Genomic DNA, 2,955 nt, shown 5'->3' on the forward strand with positions numbered 1-2,955 from the left:
GCGTCAGCTCGTCGCCGGTCAGCACCGAGACCGGCGCGGCGATGTCGCTGCGGCCGAGCGGGTTGCCGGTGATCACGACCTTGTCGAGCGTGGCGGGGGCGCTGGCTGCGGCGGCCGGTGCGACGGCTGCGGCCGGGATGGCCTGCGCGAAGGCGGCAGAAGAGAAGGCAAGCGAGATGGCCACGGACACGGCGTGGCGCTTCGAGACGAGCGAATTCATGGAGAGACTTCCGAAAAGCTGATGAGGTCGGGCCGGCGTGCGCAGGCGCAGCCGGTCCGAAGACGAACCTGGAAAGGCGGATCAGCTCAGGGAAGGGGGCCCGCGGGCGAGGAAGCCCGAGGACTGCGCGGCGATGTGCCAGCCGCGGTGCAGCGCCACCGGCGTCTGCGTGAACTCGACGGCCGCGAAGGCAGGCGTGATGCCGTGCAGCGCGTCGCCATGGGTCAACTGGTCGTACACATCGCAATCGCCGCCGTGCTGGTGGCCGGCGAACAGCTTGGCGACCCAGCCGGAGTCGCCAGCCGGCGCCTTCACTCCAGCGGCCGTGGTCGCCGCGCCCGGCGCATGACGCATGTGCGCGATGCCGTGCATCAACCCCAACGCCTGCGCGAGCACGAGCGACACGAGCAGCACGGCCGCGAAGGCGATGCGGCGCGAGGCACGGGTGAGGGCGAGGGGGCGGTGGGGCATGGGGACGGCGTGAAGGCCGCGAGCATAGCAAACGGTGACAAATCCGCCCGGGGCCCCGGCGATGACCGTGTGGCAAACTCCGCCGCTTTCGTGCTTTGCCGCCCCGCAGCGGGCCCCCTCGTCTTGGACAAGATTCTTCTGCAGATCGCCGCCGAACTGAAGGTTCGGCCGGCGCAAGTGAACGCCGCGGTGCAACTGCTGGACGGCGGGGCCACGGTGCCCTTCATCGCCCGCTACCGCAAGGAAGCCACCGACAACCTCGACGACATCCAGCTGCGCGAGCTCGAATCCCGCCTCTCGTACCTGCGCGAGCTCGAAGACCGCCGCGAGGCCGTGCTGAAGAGCATCGACGAGCAGGGCAAGCTGACCCCCGCGCTGCGCGCCGCGATCGAGGCGGCCCCCACGAAGCAGGAGCTCGAAGACCTCTACCTGCCGTTCAAGCCGCGCCGCCGCACCAAGGGCATGATCGCCCGCGAGGCGGGCCTGGAGCCGCTGGCCGACAAGCTGTTCGCCGACCCGTCGCTCGACCCGGCCGCCGAGGCGGTGGCCTTCATCAATGCCGAAGGCGGTTTCGCCGATGCGCCGGCGGTGCTCGACGGCGTGCGCGACCTGCTCAGCGAGCGCTGGGCCGAAGACGCCGCGCTGGTCGGCAAGCTGCGCACCTGGCTGTGGGACGAAGGCCTGCTGCGCTCGAAGCTGATGGACGGCAAGGACGTCAACCACCCCGACATCTCCAAGTTCCGCGACTACTTCGAGTACGACGAGCCGATCAACCGCGTGCCGTCGCACCGCGCGCTGGCCGTCTTCCGCGGCCGCACGCTCGAGTTCCTCGATGCGAAGCTGGTGCTCGACGAAGAAGTGGTGCCGGGCCAGCCGACGATCGCCGAAGGCCGCATCGCGGTGCACCTGGGCTGGAGCCACAAGAAGCGGCCGGCCGACGACCTGATCCGCAAGACCGTCGGCTGGACCTGGAAGGTCAAGCTCAGCCTGAGCCTGGAGCGCGACCTGTTCAGCCGGCTGCGCGAAGAGGCCGAGAAGGTCGCGATCAAGGTGTTCGCCGAGAACCTGCGCGACCTGCTGCTGGCCGCGCCGGCCGGCCCGCGCGTCGTGATGGGGCTGGACCCCGGCATCCGCACCGGTGTGAAGGTCGCCGTGGTCGACGCGACCGGCAAGGTGCTCGACACCCACACCGTCTACCCGCACGAGCCGCGCAACGACTGGGAAGGCTCGCTCCACACGCTGGGCCGGCTGTGCGCGACGCACGGCGTCAACCTGATCGCGATCGGCAACGGCACCGCGAGCCGCGAGACCGACAAGCTGGCCGCCGACCTGATCAAGCGCATCCAGCAGCTCGCGCCCGGCACGCACATCGAGAAGGTGGTGGTCAGCGAGGCCGGCGCGTCGGTCTACTCGGCCAGCGAGTACGCCAGCAAGGAGCTGCCCGACCTCGACGTGAGCCTGCGCGGCGCGGTGAGCATTGCGCGGCGCCTGCAGGATCCGCTGGCGGAACTCGTGAAGATCGAGCCGAAGAGCATCGGCGTCGGCCAGTACCAGCACGACGTGAACCAGAGCGAGCTCGCGCGCAGCCTCGACACCGTGATCGAGGATTGCGTGAACTCGGTGGGCGTCGACCTGAACACCGCGTCGGCACCGCTGCTGTCGCGCGTGTCGGGCCTGAGCAGCGCGGTGGCCGCGAGCATCGTGCGCTGGCGCGATGCGAACGGTGCGTTCCGCAACCGCCAGCAGCTGCTGGACGTGAGCGGCCTCGGCGCGAAGACCTTCGAGCAGAGCGCCGGCTTCCTGCGCATCCGCGGCGGCGACAACCCGCTGGACCAGTCCGGCGTGCACCCGGAAACCTACCCGGTGGTCGAGAAGATCATGGCCGCGGTCAGCAAGCCGGCGGCCGAGGTGATGGGCCGCAGCGACGTGATCCGCGCGCTGAAGCCCGAGGCCTTTGCGAGCGAGAAGTTCGGCGCGATCACGGTGAAGGACATCTTCGCCGAGCTGGAGAAGCCGGGCCGCGATCCGCGCCCCGACTTCAAGGTGGCGCGCTTCAACGACGGCGTCGAGGACCTGAAGGACCTGCAGCCGGGCATGACGCTCGAGGGCACCGTCAGCAACGTCGCGCAGTTCGGCGCCTTCATCGACCTGGGCGTGCACCAGGACGGGCTGGTGCACGTGAGCCAGCTGAGCAACAAGTTCGTCAACGATGCGCGCGAGGTCGTGAAGACCGGCGACATCGTCAAGGTCAAGGTGCTCGAGGT

At 69.7% G+C, this 2,955-nt stretch carries 3 protein-coding genes; 1 reads left to right on the forward strand and 2 read right to left on the reverse strand.

All coding sequences use genetic code 11. From position 1 onward, the window contains the following. On the reverse strand, positions 1–220 hold a 220-nt coding region (locus AC1D01_RS27945), incomplete at its 3' end, for a hypothetical protein (protein ID WP_477872214.1). An 81-nt stretch (positions 221–301) separates the two neighbouring features. After that, a complete protein-coding gene (locus AC1D01_RS27950; RefSeq protein WP_477872216.1) occupies positions 302–691 on the reverse strand; it encodes a hypothetical protein in 390 nt (129 codons plus the stop codon). Between the two features lie 123 nt (positions 692–814). Here AC1D01_RS27950 and AC1D01_RS27955 point away from each other — a divergent pair. Beyond that, on the forward strand, positions 815–2,955 hold a 2,141-nt coding region (locus AC1D01_RS27955), incomplete at its 3' end, for a Tex family protein (protein WP_477872218.1).

The organism is Rhizobacter sp. P3_B12 (assembly GCF_056402895.1).

Coding starts and splice junctions, on each gene's coding strand:
- AC1D01_RS27950 (WP_477872216.1), bottom strand. CDS start 691: ATGCCCCACCGCCCCCTCGCCCTCACCCGTGCCTCGCGCCGCATCGCC.